Source organism: Moorena sp. SIO3I6 (genome assembly GCF_010672095.1).
Genome location: NZ_JAAHHU010000584.1, coordinates 1 through 2,743, shown reverse-complemented (window position 1 = coordinate 2,743; position 2,743 = coordinate 1). Strand labels below are relative to the sequence as shown.

5 protein-coding genes are annotated in these 2,743 nt (G+C 41.0%); 2 read left to right on the top strand and 3 right to left on the bottom strand.

Annotation, left to right across the window (positions count from 1 at the left end; translation table 11 throughout):
• A partial coding sequence (locus tag F6K49_RS39935; RefSeq protein ID WP_293106256.1) for a YbjN domain-containing protein occupies positions 1–910 on the top strand: 910 nt, incomplete at its 5' end.
• Positions 911–955: 45 nt separating this feature from the next.
• On the opposite strand, the gene F6K49_RS39930 is transcribed toward F6K49_RS39935, so the two are convergent.
• Positions 956–1,129: a hypothetical protein gene (locus F6K49_RS39930; RefSeq protein WP_198954024.1), complete on the bottom strand. Its 174-nt coding sequence runs from the start codon at positions 1,127–1,129 to the stop codon at positions 956–958.
• Positions 1,122–1,466 carry a UPF0175 family protein gene (locus tag F6K49_RS39925; protein WP_293106251.1) on the bottom strand — a complete coding sequence of 115 codons (345 nt, stop codon included), beginning with the start codon at positions 1,464–1,466 and terminating at the stop codon, positions 1,122–1,124. The genes F6K49_RS39930 and F6K49_RS39925 overlap by 8 nt, the downstream gene beginning before the upstream one ends.
• A gap of 126 nt (positions 1,467–1,592) precedes the next feature.
• Here F6K49_RS39925 and F6K49_RS39920 point away from each other — a divergent pair, with 126 nt between their 5' ends.
• Complete coding sequence (locus tag F6K49_RS39920) at positions 1,593–2,180, top strand: GerMN domain-containing protein (RefSeq protein ID WP_293106248.1); 588 nt, start codon at positions 1,593–1,595, stop codon at positions 2,178–2,180.
• Positions 2,181–2,284: 104 nt separating this feature from the next.
• Here the strand turns inward: F6K49_RS39920 and F6K49_RS39915 are convergent, their stop codons facing one another.
• Positions 2,285–2,458 carry a hypothetical protein gene (locus tag F6K49_RS39915; protein ID WP_198954025.1) on the bottom strand — a complete coding sequence of 58 codons (174 nt, stop codon included), beginning with the start codon at positions 2,456–2,458 and terminating at the stop codon, positions 2,285–2,287.
• Between the last annotated feature and the right edge of the window lie 285 nt (positions 2,459–2,743).

Here is a 2,743-nt window from a genome sequence, read left to right as displayed (position 1 = left end):
ACCCATGAGTGGTGGTAACTTTCTCCCCAGTGGTGACATCCAAATTGAAACCACTCTCCAACCGGATTTACTGCCACAGCTATTAGAAAACGCTTCCACCGCAGAAGAAGCTGCTAACTACCTGCTTCACCTTTGTCAACAACCCGAAAACCCCTTAACAAACAAACTACTCAACACCGAAAGCTGGCTATGCTTATCGGTAAAACAGCAACAACCCAACGGTGAAGTCGGTTATAACACCTTCTGGAACTACCTTAATCCTTCCACCATTAACCACCCAGAAGCTACCAGCGAAGAACTGTCAGAAGGAATTGTTAACTTTTTCCAAGAATGGACCCAAGCCAATTTAGCTGAAGCTACCCAAAACGCTACCTCTGAATTTCTTGAGGGAATTACCAGCGTTTTCAACGAATTAGTTGATGAAAAATTCTCCGACACAGAAGAAGATCCCACCACAAACCAATCAATCTTTACCGCAATAGTTAACTTTTTTGAATCAGACCAATGGCAATTTGTCAATATACCAGAAACATCAGCCTTGCGTCTTTTATTCCGGGGTGAAAACGGACAATGGACTTGCTACGCCCAAGCCAGAGAAGAACAAAGACAATTCGTTTTTTATTCAATGTGCCCCGTTAAGGCTCCAGAAAACAAGCACCTAGCTATCACAGAATTCATCACCCGCGCCAACTATGGCATGATTATGGGTAACTTTGAATTCGATTTAGACGATGGAGAAATCCGCTACAAAACCAGCATTGATGTAAAAGAGGACAATCTTAGTTTGGCTTTAATTAAACCAATAGTTTATGCTAACGTGATGACAATGGATGAATATTTACCAGGAATTATGGCAGTTATTGAATCAGAGGTGGAGGTGAAAGAAGCGATTTTGCGGATTGAGGGTTAAGACATATAGCAATTCTACGACTTGTGAGGTACAAATTTATGGGTTTTAGGGAGCAGGGAGCAGGGAGCAGGGAGCAGGGAGCAAGGAAGAGGGAAGATGGAAGAGGGAAGAGTCAATTTGAGGTACAATAACGGAGCCATAAAGTTGTGGGAGTAAATGCAGTAAATTTGTTTGATATAGATATTGGATTGGTGAGGTATCAGCAATCACATTAGGCATTTCCTAAATCCTCTGTTAATTCTGCTTCTGTTAATCTGAAAGTGTTGATACCATAGTCCCTCAACTTAGATAAAAAAACTACTCGCTCAATACCAGCTAGTTGAGCAGCAGCACCAGAGGAAAGTTTACCTAATTCATAAAGTTTCATCGCAGCACTTAAACATAATTCTTGTCCTAGTTGTTCTGGTGTTAGGTTTAAAGCCTGTGCGGTTTCTTCTGGAACAGATAGGGTAAGTTGATACATAATCAAAGGGAAAGCTACTTTGCTATAAATATAGCATTTATCAAATAGGTGAGGTACAGCCCGTAGGGAGCATGTCAGTGCTATAAGGTACACAATTTATAGATTTTAGGGAATAGGGAATAGGGAACAGGGAACAGGTAAGAAGGTAAAAATATTGTGTACCTCATTATGATAAAAAACGCTATATTAACTTTAACAAGGATAACGTCGAGGTGCGCAATGGATCTACACAAATCTAAAACTATACTCTTGACTAGCATACTCTTGGCATACTTGAGTCTCAATGCTTGTAACGAACAAGAGACACCGCCACCGGATACATCCACTTCCTATCCATCTCCTATAATAGAAGTAGAAACATCCCCAACTCCTACCCAAACTCAAACTACTCCTAAGCAAAGAAACGTTAAAGTTTTTTTTCCCAAGCAACCTCAAAGTAATCAGGATTTTAGGTATGTAGAACCTGTAGTCAGAAGCACCACTAGTCGTGCAGTGGCTACTTTTGCCATTGAACAGTTGATTATTGGTCCGACCAAAGCAGAAACTAAAATTGGTTTCACCGAAGCACTACAACTTAAAGGTAGCTCCAACTGTGGTAAAGATTTTACCCTCTCTATTGCAGCAGAAACCGCGACCCTCAAGTTTTGCCGTGCCATTCCTTCCCCTGGAGTAGGCTATGATGCTAGAGCTACCAGTGCTATTGAATCTACCCTCAAACAGTTCTCAACTATCAAATCGGTAGTTATCCTCAACAAAGACGGCAATTGTTTTGGGGACTTAAGTGGTGAAAACTTCTGCAGGAAGTAGGATAAAAGCAATACATCGTTACTCCTTACTTCCTACTTCCTACTCCCTTGGGTGCAGCGCTAAGATTCTTTACCCATAGGATTATTTCCTACATTGACCAAAGGTCACGCTACGCGAACAAAGATAATCACAAATTGAGCATCAGGCATCAGCCGTTTAAGGGCTTTTAAATGACCTTCCGCATCCGAGCGCTTGCGGAACCGAGCAACAACTACTCGTTGCATTTTAGGCAATAGGCGGACTATCACCCACGGATGAAGGCGTTCAGAATAAGACATAATCAAACTATATCCTTTTCTAGGGGTACTAGAGCCAGCCTTGGACTGTCGAGAACCTGTAGGCTGGCTCTTAACATGGAACGTTTAACCTCCATGTCAATTTTATTATAACAGACAAATAAACTTATATTATAACATAATTTGAGAATTTTTGTAACAAATCCGTTGCAGATTGTTTACAGTTATCTCTCTTCCATCAGATTGGGTATATAGCATTTTTTTTGGAGAGATAAACATAGGATTGAGATCAAAAGGGAACAGCGTATCTGGGAACAGGGAACAGTA

Excerpts from the sequence above, each read along its gene's own strand:
- F6K49_RS39915 (WP_198954025.1), bottom strand. The coding sequence starts at position 2,458 with ATGTCTTATTCTGAACGCCTTCATCCGTGGGTGATAGTCCGCCTATTG.
- F6K49_RS39920 (WP_293106248.1), top strand. The coding sequence starts at position 1,593 with ATGGATCTACACAAATCTAAAACTATACTCTTGACTAGCATACTCTTG.
- F6K49_RS39930 (WP_198954024.1), bottom strand. The coding sequence starts at position 1,129 with ATGCCTAATGTGATTGCTGATACCTCACCAATCCAATATCTATATCAA.